Origin of the sequence: Streptomyces parvus, from assembly GCF_014648875.1 — a bacterium.
Classification (GTDB): Bacteria; Actinomycetota; Actinomycetes; order Streptomycetales; family Streptomycetaceae; genus Streptomyces; species Streptomyces parvus.
In genome coordinates this window covers 5587-30032 of sequence record NZ_BMRY01000020.1, presented here as the reverse complement: position 1 = coordinate 30032, position 24446 = coordinate 5587, and the positions used below count along the sequence as shown (strand labels likewise).

General features: G+C 71.5%; 1 protein-coding gene. It reads left to right on the top strand.

Annotated elements, in window-relative coordinates; all coding sequences use genetic code 11:
- Positions 1 to 8 precede the first annotated feature (8 nt).
- The gene (locus tag IE140_RS34925; RefSeq protein ID WP_189461046.1) at positions 9 to 24446 is read left to right on the top strand and encodes a type I polyketide synthase; all 24438 of its coding nucleotides are present in this window, start codon (positions 9 to 11) and stop codon (positions 24444 to 24446) included.

Below are 24446 nucleotides of genomic sequence, written 5' to 3'. Positions count from 1 at the left end.
AGAACTCGATGAACACGCGCAGCGACAAGGCCGTCGAGGCCCTCCGAGCCTCGCTCAAGGAAGTCGACCGGCTCCGCCAGCAAAACCGGGAGATGCGCAGAGCGGCCCAGGAACCCATCGCCATCGTCGCGATGAGCTGCCGGCTGCCCGGCGGCGTCAGCGCCCCGGAGGACCTCTGGCGCCTCCTCGCCGACGGCACCGACGCGATCGTCGACTTCCCCGACGACCGCGGCTGGACCCAGACCGTGGAGGAAACCGGCGGCTACACCCGCCGCGGTGGATTCGTCCCGGACGCAGCCGAGTTCGACGCCGCACTGTTCGGGATCAACCCGCGTGAGGCCCTGGCGATGGACCCCCAGCAGCGCATGCTGCTCGAAGCGGCGTGGGAGGTTGCCGAACGCGCCGGCATCGACCCGCACACACTGGCCGGCAGCGACACCGGCGTCTTCGTGGGCGCCTCACCCTCCGGATACGACACGGTGGGCCGGATGCCCGAGTCCACGGTGGGCTACCAGCTGACCGGCACCGCCAGCAGCGTGCTGTCCGGCCGCCTCTCCTACGTGTTCGGGCTGGAGGGCCCGGCGGTCACCGTGGACACCGCCTGCTCCTCCTCCCTGGTCGCCCTCCACCTGGCGGTCCAGGCGCTGCGGCAGGGCGAGTGCGGCCGGGCGCTGGTCGGCGGCGTCGCCGTGATCACCACCCCGGCGGCCTTCACCGAATTCGGCAAGCAGGGCGGCATGGCCTCCGACGGGCGGTGCAAGTCGTTCGCCGCCGAGGCGGACGGCACCGGCTGGAGTGAAGGCGTCGGCGTACTGCTGATCGAACGGCTCTCCGACGCCCACCGCAACGGCCACGACGTCCTCGCCGTCATCCGAGGCAGCGCGGTCAACCAGGACGGCGCCTCCAACGGCCTCACCGCACCCAACGGCCCCTCCCAACAACGCGTCATCCGACAGGCACTCGCCAACGCCCGGCTCACCACCGCCGACGTCGACGCCGTCGAGGCACACGGCACCGGAACCGCGCTCGGCGACCCGATCGAACTCGAAGCGCTGCAGGACACCTACGGCAAGGACCGTACCGACGACCGACCCCTGTGGCTCGGTTCGGCCAAGTCCAACCTCGGCCACACCCAGGCCGCTTCAGGCGTGGTCGGCGTCATCAAGAGCGTCCTGGCGCTCCACAACAGCATGCTGCCGCGCACCCTGCACGCCGACGCCCCCACCCCCCACGTCACCTGGGAAGGCGGCGGCGTCCGCCTGCTCACCGAAGCCCGCCCATGGCCCCGCCACGACGCGCCACGCCGGATCGGCGTCTCCGCGTTCGGCGTCAGCGGCACCAACGCCCACCTGATCCTCGAAGAAGCACCGGCACAGGCCCTCGACGCATCGGCCCAGCAGCCCGCGGACCCGGCCGCCGACCCGCTCCCGGGACCGCTGCTCTGGCCCCTGTCCGCGCAGACGGCCGAAGCGCTGCGCGCACAGGCCGAACGCCTCTCCCACCGGCTCCCGGACCACGCGGAGCACCCGGCCGACGTGGCCTGGTCGCTCGCCACGACCCGGGCCCCGCTGACACGGCGCGCCGTGGTGCTCGGCGCCGACGAGACCGAACTGCGCGAAGGACTGAAGAACGTGGCCGCCGCGCTCCCGGCCGGCGGTGTGGTCACGGGAACGGCGCACGAGGCAAGGACCGGCTTCCTCTTCACCGGCCAGGGCGCACAACGCGCCGGCATGGGCCGCGGACTGTACACATCGTTCCCGGTGTTCGCCGCGGCCTTCGACGCGGTGTGCGCGCAACTGGACCCGAAACTCGACCGCCCGCTCAAGGACATGGTGTTCCACGGCGGCGCCGACCTGGACCGGACCGCATGGGCGCAGGCCGGTCTGTTCGCCATCGAGGTCGCCGCTTTCCGGCTGCTGGAGTCCTGGGGAGTCGCCCCGGACCTGCTGCTGGGCCACTCCGTCGGCGAGATAGCCGCCGCGCACTGCGCCGGAGTCCTCTCCCTGCCTCACGCCTGCCAACTCGTCGCCGCACGCGGCCGGTTGATGGGAGCACTGCCCTCGGACGGCGCGATGCTCGCCGTCGAGGCGACCGAGAGCGAGGTCCTCGACGCCCTCGCCGGCCAAGCCGACGTCGCCGCTGTCAACAGCCCCACCTCGGTGGTGGTCTCCGGCTCCCAGGACGCGATCGACGCGTTGGCGACGCGCTGGGCGGGGGAGGGGCGCCGCACCCGCCGGCTCACCGTCTCCCACGCGTTCCACTCCGCCCTGATGGAACCCATGCTCGCCGAATTCGCCGACGCGATACGGGCACTGGACTTCGCCGACCCCGTCATCCCCCTCGTGTCCAACCTCACCGGCGACGTGGCCGAGCCCGGACTGATGTCCAACCCGGAATACTGGGTGCGGCAGGTACGGCACGCGGTCCGGTTCGCCGACGGAGTGGTACGACTGCAGGAACAGGGCGTGTCCCGCTTCGTGGAACTGGGCCCCGACGGAGTGCTCTGCGCCATGGCCCAGCAGACCGCCGCCGACGCCGTGTTCGCACCCGTACTGCGCAAGGACCGGGACGACACCACCACCGCGCTGACCGCGCTCGCCCGGCTCTGGACCTCCGGCGCCGAGGTCGACTGGCGCACCCTGCTCCCTGAAGGCCGCAGGATCGACCTGCCCACCTACGCCTTCCAGCGCCGCCGCTACTGGCCCGAGGCCACGCCCGACGCGCACACCACCCAACCGTCCACCTCCCCGGACGAGGACCGGTTCTGGGAGGCGGTGGAACGCGCGGACCTCACCGAACTCGCCGACACCCTCCAGCTGCGCGACGACCCCGAAACCCTGACGAACCTCGTCCCCGCCCTGTCGTCCTGGCGACAGTCCCTGCGCCAGGAATCCACCCTCGAATCCTGGCGCTACCGGACGCGATGGAACCCCCTGACCGCCACCCCCGGCGGCTCCCTCACCGGAACCTGGCTCCTCGTCACCACCGACGACAGCGACCCCGCCCACGACGTGGCCGACGCCCTGCGCACCGCCGGAGCAGAAGTCACCGAACTCACCCTCACCCCTGACGACGACCGGGCCACCCTCACCGGGCGGCTGACCGCCGCCGCCCCCGACGGCGTCGTGACCCTCCTGGGCGGCACCAGCCCACGACCCTCGGACCCCACCGGACTCGCACCGCTGCTCCGCACCTACCAGGCACTGGCCGACACCGAACTCGCCGCCCCCCTGTGGTGCCTCACCCGCGGCGCGGTGTCCACCGGCGACAGCGACCCGCTGCTCCACCCGGAACAGGCACCCGTGTGGGGGCTCGGCCGGGTCGCCGCACTGGAGCGCCCCGCCACCTGGGGCGGACTGATCGACCTGCCGGCCCACAGCGACACCACCACCGGCCACTGGCTGGCCGCGCTGCTCGGCGGCACGACCCAGGAGGACCAGGTCGCGCTCCGCGACGGGAAGGCCTACGGCCGCCGCGTCGTACGCGCCCCACTGCCGCAGGGCTCCGCACCCCACTGGACGGCCACCGGCACCGTACTGGTCACCGGCGGTACCGGAGGGCTGGGCGGAGACGTCGCCCGATGGCTCGCCCAGCGCGGAGCGCCCCACCTGCTGCTGCTGAGCCGTCGCGGCACGGACGCACCCGGCGCGAGTGAACTCACCGCCGAACTCGAAGCGTCGGGCACCCGGGTGACCGTCGTCGGCTGCGACGTGGCCGACCGCGAGTCACTCACCGCGGCACTGGCCGCCGTACCCGCCGAATTCCCCCTCACCGGTGTGGTGCACACCGCCGGCCTCGGAGTCTCGGCCCAGCTGCTGGACACCGACGAGAAGGCGGTCGCCGAGGTGATGCGCGCCAAGGTCACCGGCGCCGTGCTCCTCGACGAACTCACCGACGGACTCGACCTGTTCGTCGTCTTCTCCTCCATCGCCGCGACCTGGGGCAGCGGCGGCCAGGGAGCCTACGCCGCCGGAAACGCCTTCCTCGACGCCCTGGTGGAGCACCGCCGCTCCCAAGGCCTGGCCGGAACCGCGATCGCCTGGGGACCGTGGGCCGAGGTCGGCATGGCCGCCGACGACGAGGTCGCCGACTTCCTGCGGCGCCGCGGCCTGTCGGTGATGGACCGCAACGTCGCCCTCCGGGCACTCGCGACCGCCGTCGACCACGACGAGACCACCGTGAGCATCGCCGACGTCGACTGGAAGCTGTTTACCCCGGCGTTCGTCTCCGCGCGCCCGAGCCCCCTGCTCGCCGAACTCCCCGACGCGCAGCAACCGCTCACGGAGACCACCGGCAGCGACACCCCGTCCACCGAACTCCGCGACGCGCTCACCGCCGCTCCCGAGTCCGAACGGCACCGGCTGCTGCTGGACGCGGTCCGCGCCCGCACCGCGCTGGTACTGGGGCATACGAGCGTCGCCGTGGTCGAGCCCCGTCGCGCCTTCCGCGACCTCGGGTTCGACTCGCTGACCGCGGTCGAACTGCGCAACGTGCTCACCTCCGAGACCGGGCTGCCCCTGCCGGCCACCCTGGTCTTCGACCACCCCACGCCGATCGAGTTGACCGGCCACCTCCTCGGCCGGCTCTTCGGCGACACCACCGTGGCCGCCGCCGCGACCTCCGCACGCACCGCCACGACCACCGACGATCCCATCGCGATCGTCGGCATGAGCTGCCGCTACCCCGGCGGAGCCAACTCCGCACGCCAACTGTGGGACGTGGTGGCCTCGGGCCGCGACGTCATCTCCGACTTCCCCACCGACCGCGGCTGGCCCGAGGACGGCGACGGCGACTACGCCCGCCGCGGCGGATTCGTCGACGGAGCAACCGAGTTCGACGCGGCACTCTTCGGGATATCACCCCGCGAGGCGCTGGCGATGGACCCCCAGCAGCGGCTCCTGCTGGAAGCGGCCTGGGAGGCCTTCGAACACGCCGGCATCGACCCGCTCTCGCAGAAACACACCCGCACCGGCGTACTCATCGGCGCCTCGACATCCGGCTACGGCCAGGGCACCGACCTCTTCACCAGCGCGGAGGGGCATGTGCTGGCGGGCGGTTCCAACAGTGTCATCTCGGGTCGGGTGGCGTACTCGTTCGGGTTGGAGGGGCCTGCTGTGACGGTGGACACGGCGTGTTCGTCGTCGTTGGTCGCGGTTCATCTTGCGGTGCAGGCGCTGCGCAGTGGTGAGTGTGACATGGCGTTGGCCGGTGGTGTGACGGTGATGGCGGGCACGAGTATTTTCGCTGAGTTCAGCCGTCAGGGCGGGTTGGCCGGGGACGGGCGGTGCAAGGCGTTCGCCGAGGCGGCGGACGGTACGGGTTGGTCCGAGGGTGTCGGCGTGCTGGTGCTGGAGCGCCTGTCGGACGCCGAGCGTCTGGGGCATGAGGTGCTGGCGGTGGTGCGGGGGAGTGCTGTCAATCAGGACGGTGCGTCGAACGGTCTGACGGCGCCCAATGGCCCGTCCCAGGAGCGGGTGATCCGGCAGGCCCTGGCCAATGCACGTCTTGAGGCGTCGGATGTGGATGTGGTGGAGGCGCATGGCACGGGGACCCGTCTGGGTGATCCGATCGAGGCGCAGGCGTTGTTGGCGGTCTATGGCCGGGGCCGGGATGTGGAGCGTCCGTTGTGGCTGGGTTCGGTGAAGTCGAACATCGGTCATACGCAGTCGGCTGCCGGGGTGGCGGGTGTGATCAAGATGGTGGAGGCGGTGCGGGCCGGGGTGGTTCCGGCGACGTTGCATGTTGATGAGCCGTCGTCGCATGTGGACTGGTCGGCGGGTGGGGTGAGGCTGGCGGTGGAGTCGCGGGTGTGGCCGGAGACGGGTCGTGTGCGTCGGGCGGGTGTGTCGTCGTTCGGGATGAGTGGTACGAACGCGCATGTGATCATCGAGCAGGCGCAGCCGGTGCCCGTCGCGGTGCCGGTCGTGGTGCCGGAGGCCGGGGAGGGTTCCGGGGTGGTGCCCCTGCTGCTGTCGGCGAAGACGGAAGCGGCCCTTGCGGGACAGGCGAACCGGCTGCGGGACCTTGTGACGGGTGATTCCGCACCCCAACTGTCGGATGTCGCAAGCTCGTTGCTGTCACGGGCAGGACTGGAACACCGCGCGGTGGTGCTGGCCGCCGACCGAAACGGCGCGGTGGAGGGCCTGGGCTCGGTGATCGAGGGGGCGTCCGCCGGTTCCGTGCGGGGCGTGGTCACCGGTGGGCGTGACGTGGTGTTCGTTTTTCCGGGTCAGGGTTCGCAGTGGGTGGGGATGGGGCGTGAGCTGGCGGGTTGGTCGGTGGTGTTCCGGGAGTCGTTGGTGGAGTGTGAGCGGGCTTTGGGGCGGTGGGTGGACTGGTCGTTGCTGGAGGTGATCGAGAGTGGTGATGAGGGTGTGCTGTCCCGGGTGGATGTGGTGCAGCCGGTGTTGTGGGCGGTGATGGTGTCGTTGGGGCGGTTGTGGGCTGCTTGTGGGGTGGTGCCGTCGGCGGTGGTGGGTCATTCGCAGGGGGAGATCGCTGCGGCGGTGGTGGCGGGTGGTCTGTCGTTGGAGGACGGGGCCCGGGTGGTGGCGTTGCGGAGCCGGGCGATTCTGGCGTTGGCGGGTGGTGGGGGGATGGTGTCGGTCGCTGCGGGCCGGGGTGTGGTTGAGGGTCTGATCGGTGGTGTGGGTGGGGGGTTGTCGGTGGCGGCGGCCAATGGTCCGGGGTCGACGGTGGTGTCGGGGCGGCCGGAGGTGTTGGAGGAGTTGCTGGGGTTGTGTGAGGTGCGGGGGGTGAGGGCGCGTCGTGTTCCGGTGGACTATGCCTCGCATTCGGTGCAGGTGGAGGAGTTGCGGGGGCGGATCCTGTCGGATCTTGCGGGTGTGAGTCCGGTGTCGTCGAGTGTGCCGTTGTATTCGACGGTGACGGGTGCTCCGGTCGATACGGCGTCGATGGGTGCGGGGTACTGGTTCGAGAATCTGCGTTCGACGGTGCGGTTCGAGGACGTCACGCGTGCTCTGCTGGCCGATGGGCGGTCGGTGTTCGTGGAGTGCAGTCCGCATCCTGTGCTGGCGGTTGGTGTTCAGGAGACGGCGGAGGCGGCGGACACGGATGTGGTGGTGGTGGGTTCGCTGCGCCGGGGCGAGGGTGGTGAGGAGCGTTTCCTGACCGCGTTGTCCGAGGCCTGGGTCGCGGGGGTCGAGGTCGACTGGACGTCGGTCGTACCGGCCGGAGATCGTGTGGAACTCCCGGCATACGCCTTCCAACACGAACGCTACTGGCCCCGCCCGGTGGCATCCGGAGACGTGTCGGCCGTAGGACAGGAAAGCCTGGACAACCACCTGCTGGGCGCGTCCGTCGGCCTGCCGACCGGCGGCGCCGTACTGACGGGACGACTGTCGCAGTCGTCACACCCATGGCTCCAGGACCACACGGTAGGGGGACAGACACTCGTACCCGGCACCGCCTTCGCGGAGATGGCACTCCGCGCCGGCGACCAGGTCGGCACCGGATTCCTGCGCGAACTGATCCTTCAGAAACCGCTGGCACTCCCCACCCGGACCGGTGTCGCCCTCCAGGTCACCGTCGGCACCCCCGACGAAACCGGGGACCGCCCCGTCGAGGTGTTCTCCCGGCCCTCCGACGACGCCGCATGGGAATGCCACGCGACCGGCCTGCTGGGCGAGACCCCCGCGACCGTCCCCGCGGAGTCGACGCCCTGGCCGCCCCCGGGCTCACAACCGGTGGACGTGACCGGCTTCTATGACGGACTGGCGGATGCCGGCTACGGCTACGGCCCGGCGTTCCAGGGCCTGCGGGCCCTCTGGCGCGACGGCGACACCCTCTACGCCGAGGTGGAACTCCCCGAAACAGCCGACGCCGCGGGATTCGGCATCCACCCCGCACTGCTGGACGCGGCCCTGCACGCCGCCGCGGTCACCGCCGACACCGACACCACGACCGGCACCCGGCTCCCCTTCGCATGGAACGGCGTCGCACTCCACGCCACCGAAGCGACCGTGCTCCGCGTCGTACTCACCACCACCCCCGACGGCCTCAACGTACGGGCCACCGACCCCACCGGCGCCCCCGTCGTCACCATCGACACCCTCGTCCTGCGCGAGATCACCCCCGACACCCTCCGGCAGACCGGCGAACAGCACCTGCGCGACGCCCTGTTCACCGTCGACTGGACCAGGCTCCCCGACCCCGGCACCACCCCGCCCGACACCTCCCCATGGCTGCGCCTCGACCCCGCCGGACCGACCCCGCAGACCGCCACCGCACCACCCGTCGCCGTCCTCACCCTCCCCGACCCCCCGCCCGCAACGAACCTGTCGGCGGACACCGTCCACCGCACCACCTGCGACGTGCTCCGCACCGTCCAGAACTGGCTCGCCGACGACCGCTACCTCGACACCCGTCTGGTGGTCCTCACCCGCGGGGCCGTCCCCGCCCTGCCCGGCCAGAGGGTGACCGACCTCGCCGGAGCGGCGGCCTGGGGCCTGCTGCGCTCCGCACAGTCCGAACACCCCGGCCGTATCGTCCTGCTGGACCGCGACCCCGCCTCCACCGACGACGACACCTGGCCCACCTGGGCCCTCATCGACGGCGAACCACAGCTCGCCGTACGCGACGGCGAGGCCTGGGCGCCCCGCCTCGCCCGCCCCCACACCGACGACGGCCTGACCCTCCCCGCCGGACCCGCAGCCTGGCGACTGGACGTCACCGACGAGGGAACCCTCGACAACCTGGCGCTGATCCCCGTCCCCGACGCCCCCCTCACCGCCGGCCAGGTACGGGTCGCCGTACGCGCAGCCGGCGTCAACTTCCGCGACGTACTGCTCGCGCTCGGCATGTACCCGGACCAGGCGCAGATGGGCGCCGAAGCAGCCGGCATCGTGACCGAGACCGGCCCCGACGTCTCCGAACTCGCCGTCGGCGACCGCGTCTTCGGATTCTTCACCGGCGGCATAGCCTCCGGCGCGATCACCGACCACCGACTGCTGGCCCCCATACCCACCGGCTGGACCTTCGCCCAAGCCGCCGGCGTACCGGTCGCCTTTGCCACCGCCTACTACGGGCTGGTGGACGTGGCCGACGCCCAGCCGGGCGAATCGGTACTCGTGCACTCCGCAGCGGGCGGCGTAGGCATGGCAGCGGTACAACTCGCCCGCCACCTCGGCCTGGAAGTGTTCGGCACCGCCAAACCCACCAAATGGGACACCCTGCGCGCCGCCGGCCTCGACGACACACACATCGCCTCCTCCCGCGACCTGGGCTTCGAAGAGCGCTTCCGGGCCGCCGCCGGCGACCGCGGCGTGAACGTGGTACTGAACTCCCTCGCGGGCGAATTCGTCGACGCGTCCCTGCGCCTCCTCGGCGACGGCGGCCGGTTCGCCGACCTGAGCCGCACCGACCTCCGCGACGCCGCACAGGTCGCAGCCGACCACCCGGGCGTCCGCTACCAGGCCTTCAACCCCGCCGAGGCCGGACCCGACCGGGTCCGGGAGATCCTCACCGACATCCTCGACCTCTTCAACACCGGCGCACTGGACCTCCTGCCGCTCACCGCATGGGACGTACGCGAAGCGGTACCCGCATTCCGGCACATCAGCCAGGCCCGCCACGTGGGCAAGAACGTACTCACCGTCCCGGCGCCGCTCCACCCCGACGGCACCGTCCTCATCACCGGCGGCACCGGCACACTCGGCGGCCTCCTCGCCAAGCACCTGGTCACCGAACACGGCGTACGCCACCTCACCCTCCTCAGCCGCCGGGGCGCCGACAGCACCGGCGCGACCGAACTCCTCGCCGACCTCCACGCCCTGGGCGCCCGAGCAACCGTCACCGCCTGCGACGCCGCCGACCGCACCGCGCTCGCCGACGTACTCGCCGCGATACCGGACCAGCACCCCCTGACCGGCGTGATCCATGCCGCCGGCATCCTCGACGACGGCGTCTTCGCATCCATGACCCCCCAACGGGTCGAGGCGGTACTCCGCCCCAAGGTCGACGCCGCCGTCAACCTCCACGACCTCACCCTCGACACCGACCTCGCCCTGTTCGTCCTCTACTCCTCAGCCTCCGCCACCCTCGGCACCGGCGGCCAGGCCAACTACGCGGCCGCCAACAGCTTCCTCGACGCCCTCGCCTCCTACCGCCGCGCCCGCGGCCTGCCCGCACAGTCCCTCGGCTGGGGCCTCTGGCAGCAGGCCAGCACCATGACCGGCCACCTCCTCGACGACACCACCCCGGCCCCGAACCGCAAGATCACCACCCTGCGCACCGAACAGGGCCTGGCACTGTTCGACGCCGCAGCCGCATCACACACCCCCCACCTGCTGCCCATCCCCCTCGACCTCACCCGCAGCAGCGAGGTCCCCGCACTGCTGCGCGGCCTCATCCGCCCCGCCGGCCGGCGCGCCGCCGGCCGGACCGAGGAAAACCACACCGCGCTCGCCACCCGACTGCACGCACTGTCCGCCACCGACCGGCGCGACCTCGTACTGGACCTCGTCCGAGGCAACGCCGCGACCGTACTGGGCCACGCCCGGGCCGACGCCGTCGGCGCCCGCCACGCCTTCCGCGACCTCGGCTTCGACTCGCTCACCGCCGTCGAACTCCGCAACCGGCTCAACTCCGCCACCGGCCTCCGGCTCCCCGCCACCCTCGTCTTCGACCACCCGACCCCCACCGCCCTGGCCGAATACCTCAGCACCCGCCTGGGCGGCGAACCCGCCCCCGCACCGGCCCCCCGCCCGACGACCGCCACCGCACCCGGCGAACCCATCGCGATCGTCGGCATGGCCTGCCGGCTCCCCGGCCACGTCACCTCCCCGGCAGACCTCTGGCCCCTCGTCCGCGAAGGCGTGGACGCGACCACCGCCTTCCCCACCGACCGGGGCTGGCCGCTGGACATCGTCGCCGCCGAAGCGGCCCGCGGCGGATTCCTCGACGCAGCGACAGAATTCGACGCCGCCCTGTTCGGAATCAGCCCACGCGAAGCCCTCGCCATGGACCCGCAGCAGCGGCTGCTCCTCGAAACCGCCTGGGAAGCGTTCGAATCCGCCGGAATCGCCACCTCGCACGCCCACGGCACACCCACCGGAGTGTTCATCGGCGCCGCCCACGCCCAGTACGGCGTCGGCATGCAACTCCCGGACAACGCACTCGGCCACCTGATGACCGGCACCACCACCAGCGTGGCATCCGGCCGGCTCGCCTACACCTTCGGCCTCGAAGGACCGGCCGTCACCGTCGACACCGCCTGCTCCTCCTCCCTGGTGGCACTCCACCTGGCCGTGCAGGCACTGCGCAACGGCGAGTGCGAGATGGCGCTCGCCGGCGGCGTCACCGTCCTCGCCACCCCCGGAGTGATCACCGAATTCGACCGCCAGCGCGGTCTGGCCTCCGACGGACGCTGCAAAGCCTTCTCCTCCGGCGCCGACGGCACCGGAATGTCCGAGGGCGTCGGCCTGCTCCTCGTGGAACGGTTGTCCGACGCCGAACGGCTCGGCCACGAAGTCCTGGCCGTGGTACGGGGGAGCGCGGTCAACCAGGACGGCGCCTCCAACGGCCTCACCGCCCCCAACGGCCCCTCCCAGGAGCGCGTGATCCGCCAAGCCCTGGCGAACGCGCGGCTCACCGCACCGGAAGTCGACGCGGTCGAGGCCCACGGCACGGGCACCAAACTCGGCGACCCGATCGAGGCACAGGCAATCCTGGCGACCTACGGCCAGGGCCGCGACGCGGACCGCCCGCTGTGGCTGGGGTCGGTGAAATCCAACATCGGCCACACCCAGGCCGCCGCCGGCGTCGCGGGCGTCATCAAGATGGTCCTGGCGATGCGCAACGAAGAACTGCCACCGACGCTGCTCCACACCGACGAACCCACCACCCACGTCGACTGGTCGGCCGGCGCGGTCGAGCTCCTCACCGAAGCACGCCCCTGGCCCCGCTCCGACCGACCCCGGCGCGCCGGAGTGTCGTCATTCGGCATCAGCGGCACCAACGCCCACGTCATCCTGGAAGCCGCAGCACCCGCACCCTCCCGCACCACCCCCACACCCCCGCCCGGCCCGGTCAGCTGGCTGCTCTCCGCGCACACCCCCCAAGCCCTGCGCGCCCAGGCGGAACGCCTGGTGACCACCCTCACCGAAACCGACACCCCCGCACACGACGTCGCCTGGTCGCTGGCCACCACCAGGACCGCACTGGACCACCGCGCGGCGGTCATCGGCGATGGCCACAGCCAACTCCTCGCGGGACTGACCGCACTGGCCGGCGGCGACCCCGCCGCCAACGTCGTCCCGGGCACCGTCCGCGAAGGCCGAACCGCGTTCCTCTTCACCGGGCAGGGTGCACAGCGCGCCGGTATGGGACGGGGACTGTACGAGACGTTCCCCGTGTACGCCGATGCTTTCGACGCGGTCTGCGCGGAGCTGGAACCGCACCTGGAACGCCCGGTGCGTGATGTCGTCTTCGGCGGTGACGGGCTCGATGAGACGGTGTGGGCGCAGGCCGGGCTGTTCGCCGTCGAGGTGGCGGTGTTCCGGCTGCTGGAGTCCTGGGGTGCGGTCCCGGACGTTCTGCTCGGGCACTCGGTCGGCGAGATCGCGGCCGCCCACTGCGCGGGAATCCTCACGCTGGCTGACGCGTGCGAGCTGGTCGCAGTCCGGGGCCGCCTGATGCAGGCGCTTCCCGCGGGCGGGGCCATGCTCGCGGTGGAAGCGACCGAGGAAGAGGTGTCCGCCGGTATTCAGGGCCGTCTGGACATCGCTGCGGTGAACGGTCCGACCTCGGTGGTGGTCTCCGGCGACACCCGGACGATCGAGGAGTTCGCCGGGAAGTGGTCGGCCCAGGGACGCAGGACCAGCCGGCTCACGGTGTCCCACGCTTTCCACTCGGCCTTGATGGAACCCATGCTCGCCGAGTTCGCGAAGACCGTCGAGCCGATGACCTTCGCCGAACCCCGTATCCCGGTCGTCCCCGCCATGGCCGGCGCGGACCCGGCCACACCCGACTACTGGATCCGTCAGGTACGCGAAACCGTCCGATTCGCCGACGGCGTACGACAGCTGACCGAACACGGCGCCACCCGCTTCGTCGAGGTCGGCCCCGACGGAGTGCTCTGCACCCTGGCACAACAAAGCCTCCCCGACGCCGTGTTCGCCCCCGTACTCCGCCGCGACCGGGACGAACACGAAACCGCCCTGACCGCCCTCGGCCGCCTCTGGGCCACCGGCTCCGACATCGACTGGCCGGCAGTACTCCCCACCGGCCGCCCCACCACGCTGCCGACCTACGCCTTCCAGCGCGAACGCTACTGGCCACAGCCACAGACCACGACCCATCCGGCCACCCCCGCCGACGCCGACGAAACACGCTTCTGGGCCGCCGTCGACCGCGCGGACCTGACCGAACTCGCCGACACCATCAACCTGCCCGACGCATCCCTCCACCTGAACGCCGTGATCCCCGCGCTCTCCCAGTGGCGGCGCTCCCGCCACCAGGAATCAGTGATCGGATCCTGGCGCTACCGCGTCACCTGGACCCCGCTCAACCACCTCACCAGCACCACCGCAACACTCTCCGGCACCTGGCTCGTCGCAGCCGCCCCGGCCGACGCCGAACAAGCCGCCCGCCTCGCCGACGCACTCCGCGCCGCCGGCGCCGAAGCCACCCTGCTGGACCGCGAAACCGGCCGACAGGAACCAGGCGCCCCCGCCGACGTCACCGGAGTCATCGCCCTGGCCCCGTCCACCGACACGGTCACCGAATCGGTCGCACTGCTCAAACGCCTCGACGACATGCATCTGGACGCACCCCTGTGGATGCTCACCAGCGGAGCAGTGTCGATCGGCCGCTCCGATCCACTGCGCCAAGTGACCCAAGCACAAGCCTGGGGACTCGGCCGCGTCGCCGCACTCGAACAGCCCCACCGCTGGGGCGGCCTGATCGACCTCCCGGCCGAACTCGACGACCGCGCCACCCGCATCCTGCTGTCCGTACTGGCCGGTGACACCGACGAGGACCAGATCGCCGTACGCACTTCCGGCGCCTACGGACGCCGCCTGGCCCGCGCCACCGCCGACGAACCCACCACCACCCCCTACACACCCACCGGAACCATCGTCATCACCGGCGGCACCGGGGCCCTCGGCACCCACGTGGCCCGCTGGCTGGCCGAACGAGGCGCACCACACCTGCTGCTCCTGGGCCGCCGAGGCCCCGACACCCCCAACGCCACCGGCCTCACCGACGAACTCGCCGCCCACGGCACCCAGGTCACCATCGCCGCCTGCGATGTCACCGACCGCACAGCACTGGCAGCCGTCCTGGACACCATCCCCGCACAACACCCCCTGACCGGCATCGTGCACGCGGCCGGCGCCGGACAGGCCGTACCGCTCGCCGACACCGACGAAACCGAGATCACCCGCGTCCTGGACGTCAAGACCACCGCCGCCGCCCACCTCGACGAACTGACCCGCACAACCGACCTGGACCTGTTCGTCGTCTTCTCCTCCATCGCCGCCACCTGGGGCAGCGGCGGACAAGGCGTCTATGCCGCCGCCAACGCCCACCTCGACGCACTCGTCGAACAGCGCCGCGCACACGGACGCAGCGGCACCTCCGTGGCCTGGGGCCCGTGGGAAGGCGACGGCATGGCCGGACGGGACGGAGCCGAGGCATACCTCCACCGCCACGGCCTCAACGCTATGGCACCGGACCTCGCCATCCGCGCCCTCCAACGCGCCGTGGAACTCGACGAGAGCTGTGTCACCGTCGCCGACGTCGACTGGCAGCGCTTCGCCCCCGCCTTCACCTCCGGCCGCAACAGCGCACTGCTCACCGACCTGCCCGAAGCCACCACAGCCCTGGCCCCGACCCCCACCACCCCCACCGACCGGAGCTCGACCTTCCGCGACGAACTGACCGCAGCACCCGAGAGCCGCCGCCACGGCATGCTGCTCGACCTGATCCGGGCCCGCACCGCCGTCTCCCTCGGCCACACCTCCCCGGAAGCAATCGAACCGGAACGCTCCTTCCGCGACCTCGGCTTCGACTCGCTCACCGCCGTCGAACTACGCAACCTGCTCGGCACCGACACCGGACTGGCCCTGCCGGCCACCCTGGTCTTCGACCACCCCAACCCCACCGCACTGGCCGAACACCTGGCCGCCGAACTCCTCGAACACACCGGCCCGGCCACTCAGCCCACCACCACCATCGGCGCCGTGGACGACGCCATCGCGATCGTCGGCATGAGCGCCCGCTACCCCGGCGGAGTACGCAACGCCGAGCAACTCTGGGACCTCGTCGCACACGGCATCGACGGCATCACCGAGTTCCCGGCCGACCGCGGATGGCCCAGCGACGTCGTGACCGGCACCGCCGCCCGCGGCGGATTCGTCGACGACGCCACACAGTTCGACGCCGCCCTGTTCGGAATCAGCCCACGCGAAGCCCTCGCCATGGACCCGCAGCAGCGGCTGCTCCTCGAAGCCGCCTGGGAAGCGTTCGAGTCCGCCGGACTCAACCCGCGCTCGCTGCGCGGCCGCCCCGTCGGCGTCTTCGCCGGCGCCTCCGCCTCCGGATACGGAGGCCCGGGCGACGACCTCGAAGGCGCCGACGGATACCGCCTGGTCGGCACCGCCAACAGCGTGATCTCCGGCCGCGTGGCCTACACCTTCGGCCTGGAGGGACCGGCGGTCACCGTCGACACCGCCTGCTCCTCGTCCCTGGTGGCCCTGCACTGGGCGGCACAGGCGCTGCGCAACGGTGAGTGCGAGATGGCGCTCGCCGGCGGCGTGACGGTCATGGTGTCACCCGCCGCGTTCGCCGAATTCGACCGCCAGGACGGACTGGCCTCCGACGGACGCTGCAAATCCTTCGCCGCCAGCGCAGACGGCACCGGCTGGGGCGAAGGCGTAGGCGTCCTGGTCCTGGAGCGGCTCTCCGACGCCCGCCGCAACGGCCACGAGATCCTCGCGGTGGTGCGCGGCAGCGCGGTCAACCAGGACGGCGCCTCCAACGGCCTCACCGCCCCCAACGGCCCCTCCCAACAACGCGTCATCCGCCAAGCACTGGCTACCGCGGGCCTGACCCCGAACGACGTCGACGCCGTCGAGGCACACGGCACCGGAACCCGCCTGGGCGACCCCATCGAGGCCCAGGCACTCCTGGCGGCCTACGGCCAGGACCGGGACGACAACCACCCGCTCTGGCTGGGCTCCATCAAGTCCAACATCGGCCACACCCAAGCGGCCTCGGGCGTCGCCGGCGTGATCAAGATGGTCATGGCCATGCGACACGGCATACTCCCCGCGACCCTCCACGCGGACGAACCGACCCCGCACGTCGACTGGACCACCGGCGCGGTGAAACTGCTCACCGAAGCACGCCCCTGGACAACCACCGGCCGGCCCCGCCGGGCCGGAGTGTCCTCGTTCGGCATCAGCGGCACCAACGCGCACATCGTGCTGGAAAACGCCCCGACACCCGACGACGAGGCGCCCGCACCCGCACGCACCCCACACCCCCTGGGCTGGACACTGTCCGCGAAGACCGCCGACGCCCTCCGCGCCCAGGCCGCACGACTGCGCGGACTCATGACCCAGCACCACACCGACCTGCACGACGTCGCCTGGTCACTGGCCACCACCCGCGCCGCCCTGGACCACCGCGCGGCGGTCATCGGCACCGAACGCGATGAACTCCTCACCGGCCTCGCCGCACTGGCCGACGGCTCGACCGCCCCCCACACCCACGCCGCGGAGGCGACCCAGGGCCGAACCGCGTTCCTCTTCACCGGGCAGGGCGCACAGCGCGCCGGTATGGGACGGGGGCTGTACGAGACGTTCCCCGTGTACGCCGATGCCTTCGACGCGGTCTGCGCGGAGCTGGAACCGCACCTGGAACGCCCGGTGCGTGATGTCGTCTTCGACGGCGACGGACTCGATGAGACCGTGTGGGCGCAGGCCGGGCTGTTCGCCGTCGAGGTCGCGGTGTTCCGGCTGCTGGAGTCCTGGGGCGTGGCCCCGGACGTCCTGCTCGGGCACTCAGTCGGCGAGATCGCGGCCGCCCACTGCGCCGGGGTGTTCTCACTCACCGACGCCTGCCGGCTCGTCGCCGCACGCGGCCGCCTGATGCAGGCGCTCCCCGCAGGCGGGGCCATGCTCGCGGTGGAAGCCACCGAGGCCGAGGCCACCGCTACGACCGAAGGCCGCCTGGACATCGCCGCCGTCAACGGTCCGACCTCGGTGGTGGTCTCCGGCGACACCCGGACGATCGACGAGTTCGCCGCGACCTGGTCGGCCCAGGGACGCAGGACCAGCCGGCTCACCGTTTCCCACGCCTTCCACTCGGCCCTGATGGAACCCATGCTCGCCGAATTCGCCACCGTACTGAAGAAGACCCGCTTCGCCGAGCCACGCATCCCCCTCGTGTCCAACCTCACCGGCCGGCTCGCCGAGCCCGGACTCCTCTCCAGCCCGGACTACTGGGTACGACAAGTCCGCGAAACCGTCCGCTTCGCCGACGGAATCGACGCCCTGCGACAGGAAGGCACCACCCGCTTGGTGGAACTTGGCCCGGACGCGGTGCTGTGCGGGATGGCCCAACAGACCGACATCGCCGCCACCACCGCCCCGATCCTCCGAGCCGACCGCGACGACACCACCACCGCGCTACAGGCCCTCGCCCGGCTGTGGACCCACGGCGCGAACACCGACTGGTCCGCACTCGCCCCCGCCGGCCGCCGCACCACCCTCCCCACCTACCCGTTCCAACGCGACCGGTACTGGCCGCGCACCACCGCGGCCACACAACCAGCCCCCCACACGACGGACTCCCGCTTCTGGGACGCCATCGAACACCAGGACATCGACGCACTCGCCGATCTCCTGGACAACCCCAGCACGCCGGACCTGCTCGGCGCGGCACTCCCGATGCTGTCCACATGGCGGCGACACCAGCAGAAGAAGTCCGCAGTCGACTCCTGGCGCTACCTCACCACCTGGCGCCCGATCCCCGACCTGCCCACAACCCCCGCACTGACCGGCCGCTGGCTGGTGATCACCCCCGAAAACCAGCCGACCCCCGCCCCCACCCACCAACTGTCCCGCGCACTCACCGACGCGGGCGCCGAAACCATCCACCTCACCCCCACCAGCACGGACCGATCAGCCCTCGCCGCGCAACTCGCCGAGGCCGGCCCGGTCAGCGGAGTGATCTCGCTCGCCGCCTGGGCGGACGACGCAACCCCGCACCCCGAAACACCCGCCGCCCTCCACCTCACCCTGCGCCTGCTCCAAGCCCTCGGCGACGCCGAAATCGACGCCCCCCTCTGGGCACTCACCACCGGCGCCGTCTCGGTCGGACCGTCGGACACCGCCCCCGCCCCGCAACCCGCACAGATCTGGGGACTCGGCCGCGTCGCCGCACGGGAACACCCCGACCGCTGGGGCGGCCTCCTCGACATCCCGGCCGTACTGGACACCCGAGCAGGAGCACGCCTCACCGCCATCCTCGGCGGAGACACCGGCGAGGACCAGATAGCGGTACGCGCAGCCGGCGTCTACGGCCGCCGCCTGGTGCGCGCGGAAACCACCGACAACACCCCATGGTCACCATCCCGGCCCGGCACCGTACTGGTGACCGGAGGCACCGGAGCACTCGGCACGATGACCGCCCGCTGGCTCTCCGACCGAGGCGTACCCCACATCGTCCTCATCGGCCGACGCGGCACCCGGGCACCGGGCATACCCGAACTCGTCGCCGAACTCGCCAACCGCGGCACCCAGGTCACCGTCGAGACCGGCGACATCACCGACCGCACCACACTGACCGGCGTACTTGAGCGCCTCCCCGCCCAGCACCCACTGATCGGAGTGGTCCACGCCGCCGGAACACTGGACGACGGCACACTCGACACACTCACCCCCGAACGCTTCCAGACCGTCCTCGCCGCGAAGGCCTCCGGACTCGTCGCACTGGACGAAGCGACCCACGGAGCACAACTGGACTTCTTCGTGGCCTTCTCCTCGCTCGCCGCGACACTCGGCAGCGCCGGACAGGGCAACTACGCCGCCGCCAACGCCTTCGTCGACGCATGGATGCACGGCCGCCGACACCGAGGACTCCCCGGCACCTCGATCGCCTGGGGACCCTGGGCCCAGGACGGCATGGCCGCAGGCGACCAGACGGTCACCGACCGGCTACGACGCGGCGGCCTGTCCCCACTAGACCCCGAACTGGCCCTCACCGCCCTGGCAGGAGCCCTCACCACCGGCGACCAGGACCCGATGATCGCCGACATCGACTGGCCACGCTACGCCGCCGCACTGACCGCCACACGCCCCAGCCCACTGCTCACCGAACTGCCCGAAGCAGCCTCCGCCCGAACCCCGGCCACCAACACCACACCCGCCACACAGCTCCGCGCGGAACTCACCGCAGCACCCGCAGGCCGACGCCACGCACTGCTGCTCGCAGCGGTCCGCACATGGGCGGCAACCGTACTGGGACACGACTCGGCGGAAGCGGTCGGCGCCGGCCAGGCATTCCGGGACCTCGGCTTCGACTCGCTGGCAGCCGTGGAACTCCGCAACCTCGCCGGCACAAGCACCGGACTGCGACTGCCCGCCTCCCTGGTCTTCGACCACCCCACCCCCACAGAGCTGGCACAGTTCCTCGGCGAACAACTCCCCGGCAACGAACAGCCGCGGACACCGGCCACCCAAACCCCGACGAGAACCACCACCGAGCCGGACGAGCCGCTGGCACTCGTCGGCATGGCGTGCCGACTGCCCGGCGGCGTCGGCAACCCCGACGAACTGTGGGACCTGCTCATCGGCAAGGTGGACGCCATGACCACCTTCCCCACCGACCGGCGCTGGGACCTCACCGCACTGCCCGGCTCCCTCGCACTGCGCGGCGGTTTCGTCGACGGAGCCGCGGAATTCGACGCCGGACTCTTCGGAATCAGCCCGCGCGAAGCCATGGCCATGGACCCCCAGCAACGGCTGCTCCTCGAAACCGTGTGGGAAACCTTCGAATCCGCCGGAATCGACCCGCACGCGGTGCGCGGCCGATCCATCGGAATGTTCGTCGGCACCAACGGACAGGACTACCCCGTAGTGCTGGCCGGATCCGACGACCAAGGCCTCGACGCCCACACCGCCACCGGCAACGCGGCCGCGGTACTGTCCGGCAGGGTCTCCTACGCCTTCGGCCTGGAAGGACCCGCACTCACCATCGACACGGCGTGCTCGTCGTCCCTCGTGGCACTCCACCTCGCCGCACAGGCCCTACGGCGCGGCGAATGCGATCTCGCACTCGCCGGCGGCGTGTCCATCATGTCCACCGCAGCGGCGTTCACCGAGTTCGCCCGGCAGGGCGGCCTCGCGAACGACGGCCGCTGCAAAGCCTTCTCCGCCGACGCGGACGGCACGGGCTGGGGCGAGGGCGTCGGCGTACTCCTGGTGGAGCGGCTCTCCGACGCCCGCCGCAACGGCCACGAGATCCTCGCGGTGGTGCGCGGCAGCGCGGTCAACCAGGACGGCGCCTCCAACGGCCTCACCGCCCCCAACGGCCCCTCCCAACAGCGCGTCATCCGACAGGCACTCGCCGACGCCCGACTGTCACCGACGGAAGTGGACGCGGTCGAGGCCCACGGAACCGGCACCAAACTCGGCGACCCCATCGAGGCCCAGGCCCTGCTCGCGACCTACGGCCAGGACCGCGACACCGACCGGCCGCTCTGGCTCGGCTCGATCAAATCGAACATCGGCCACACCCAGGCCGCCGCCGGTGTCGCAGGCGTGATCAAGATGGTGATGGCGCTACGACACGGCACACTGCCGCCCACACTGCACGCCGATGAGCCCACCACCCAGGTCGACTGGTCGGCCGGCGCGGTGGAACTGCTCACCCAGACGCGACCGTGGCCAGAAACGGGCCGCCCACGCCGAGCAGGCGTCTCCTCCTTCGGTATCAGCGGCACCAACGCCCACATCATCCTGGAAGCCGAACCGGCCCCGGCGGAGCAACAACCCCCGACCGACCACCCGGCCGACGGAACGACACCGCCCTGGCTGATATCCGGCCGCACCGCCACCGCACTCGCCGCACAAGCCGGGCGACTGCACGACACCCTCTCCACACACCCGGAGCCGGCGACGGACATCGCCAGGTCCCTGCTGTCCCGCGCCGACCTCCAGCACCGCGCGGTCGTCACGGGCGACGGTTACGACGACCTCCTGACCGGCCTCACCGCACTCGCCACCGGCCAACCAGCCACCGACCTGATCTCGGAGACGACCAGCGAAGGCCGAACCGCGTTCCTCTTCACGGGGCAGGGTGCACAGCGCGCCGGTATGGGACGGGGACTGTACGAGACGTTCCCCGTGTACGCCGATGCTTTCGACGCGGTCTGCGCGGAGCTGGAACCGCACCTGGAACGCCCGGTGCGTGATGTCGTCTTCGGCGGTGACGGGCTCGATGAGACGGTGTGGGCGCAGGCCGGGCTGTTCGCCGTCGAGGTGGCGGTGTTCCGGCTGCTGGAGTCCTGGGGTGCGGTCCCGGACGTTCTGCTCGGGCACTCGGTCGGTGAGATCGCGGCCGCCCACTGCGCGGGAATCCTCACGCTGGCTGACGCGTGCGAGCTGGTCGCAGTCCGGGGCCGCCTGATGCAGGCGCTCCCCGCGGGCGGGGCCATGCTCGCGGTGGAGGCGACCGAGGAAGAGGTGTCCGCCGGTATTCAGGGCCGTCTGGACATCGCTGCGGTGAACGGTCCGACCTCGGTGGTGGTCTCCGGCGACACCCGGACGATCGAGGAGTTCGCCGGGAAGTGGTCGGCCCAGGGACGCAGGACCAGCCGGCTCACGGTGTCCCACGCTTTCCACTCGGCCTTGATGGAACCCATGCTCGCCGAGTTCGCGAAGACCGTCGAGCCGATGGCCTTCGCCGATCCCCGTATCCCGGTCGTTCCCGCGATGGCCGGCGCGGACCCGGCCACACCCGAGTACTGGATCCGTCAGGTACGCGAAACCGTCCGATTCGCCGATGGCGTACGGCAGCTGACCGAACACGGTGCCACCCGCTTCGTCGAGGTCGGCCCCGACGGAGTGCTCTGCGCGATGACCCGCCAGTCCGGCGCAACCGGCACCTTCGCCCCCGTCCTACGACGGGACCGCGACGAGGTGCGCACGGCGTGGGCCGCCCTCGGCCGGATATGGGCCGTCGGCGCCGACGTCGACTGGGCCGCGGCGATACCCGCACACGGCCGACAGATCACACTGCCCACCTACGCGTTCCAGCGCGACCGGTACTGGCCCGAACCGGCGAACACAACCCCGGCCCCGGCACCGGCCGAGGCCCCCGGCGAATCCCGGTTCTGGGCGGCGGTCGAACGCCAGGACGCAACTGAGATCGCCGGCACCCTCCGGCTCACCGCACCACCGGAGGCCCTGACCGAGGTCCTCCCGGCACTCTCGTCGTGGCGACGGCAATCACAGCAGCACGCAACGGTGAACAACTGGCGCTACCGGGTCGAATGGACCGCGGTCACCACCCCCGCCGCCACCCTCGACGGCACCTGGCTCCTCGTCACCGAGACGGGCGACGACAACAGCACCGACATCGAAGACGCACTCCGCACCGCCGGAGCCGACGTCCTGCCCCTGACGATCGACGCCACCCACCCCGACCGGCGCCAACTGGCCACCCAACTCGCCGCAGCCGCGGCAGACAACCTCCGCGGAGTCGTGCACGCGGCGGGCCACCAAGCCGAACTCGCCCTCGCCCTCACCCTCGTCCAAGCCCTCGGCGACGCCGAACTCACCACCCCGCTGTGGACCCTGACCCGCGGCGCCGTCGCCATCGACACGACGGACCACATCACCCGAGCCGAGCACGCACGGCTGTGGGGCTTCGGACAGGCCGTAGCGCTGGAACACCCACAGCGCTGGGGCGGCCTCATCGACCTCCCCACCGACGGCCACCACGACCTCACCCAACTCGCCGCCGCACTGAGCGGCGACACGGAAGAAGACCAAATCGCCCTTCGCAACGGCCGGCTCCACGCCCGCCGCCTCGTCCGTGCAGACCAACCCGACCCCGCCGCACCCGCCTGGGCACCCTCCCGACCAGGCACGGTCCTGGTCACCGGCGGCACCGGCGCACTGGGCGCCTCGGTCGCACGATGGCTCGCCGAACGCGGAGTGTCGCATCTGCTCCTCACCAGCCGCCGCGGCGCACAGGCACCCGGAGCCGACGAACTGATCGCCGAACTGAGGACCCTCGGCGCACACGCCACGATCACCCACTGCGACGTCGCCGACCGGAACGCGGTATCCGAACTGCTCACCGCCGTACCGGCCGATCGCCCCCTGATCGGCATCGTCCACGCCGCCGGCGTCGCCCAATCCGGCCCGGTGGCAACCACCCGACTCACAGACATCACGAAGATCACCGACGGTAAAATGCTCGGCGCCACCCACCTGGACCAGCTCACCGAAGGCGCCGACCTGGAGCTCTTCGTCGTGTTCTCCTCCATCGCCGCCACCTGGGGAAGCGGCGGCCAAGCACTCTACGCCGCCGGCAACGCCTACCTGGACGCGCTCGCCGAGCGCCGCGCCCAGCACAACCTGGCCGCCACTTCGGTTGCCTGGGGCCCCTGGGCCGACGCCGGCATGGCAGTCTCCGGAGAGGCGGAAGAATTCCTACGCCGCCGCGGCCTCGCACCACTCGACCCATCCCTCGCGATCGCCGCACTGGCACAGGCGATCGACGGCGGCGAAACGAACCTGACCGTCGCCGACGTGGACTGGACCCGGTTCGCCCCGGCGTTCACCTCCAGTAGGCCGAGCCCACTCCTGCGCGAACTGCCCGAGGCCACCAACGCCCTGGCACCGACCGACCCACCCACCGAGGAAGAAGCCGACACCGGCCTACGAGCCCGACTCGCCACACTGAACACACCCGAACGCCTGGCCGAACTGACAGAGGTGATCAGAAGCGCACTGGTCGTCGTACTCCGCTACGCCGCCCACGAGCAGATCGACAGCACGCGCCCTTTCCAGAACCTCGGCTTCGACTCGCTGACCGCCGTCGAATTCCGGGACCTGCTGGCACGCCAGTGCGGCACACCGCTCCCGTCGACGATCGTCTTCGACTACCCGACACCGGCCGCCCTCGCCGACCACCTGCACGCCACGCTGCCCGGCGCCGATCCGGCCACCGACATCGAGCCACTCATCGGGGCACTGGACACACTGGAAGCAGCAATGGCCGACTCACCGCCGGACGGACTGTCCAAGGCACGGGTCACCGTCCGCCTGCAGGCCTTCCTCGACAAATGGACCACCGACCAGCCGGCCGCCGAGAACACCGCGACCGACCGCATCCAGGCCGCCGACGACGACGAGTTGATCAGCCTGATCCGCGACCAGCTCGGCGACGGAGCACGTGAATGA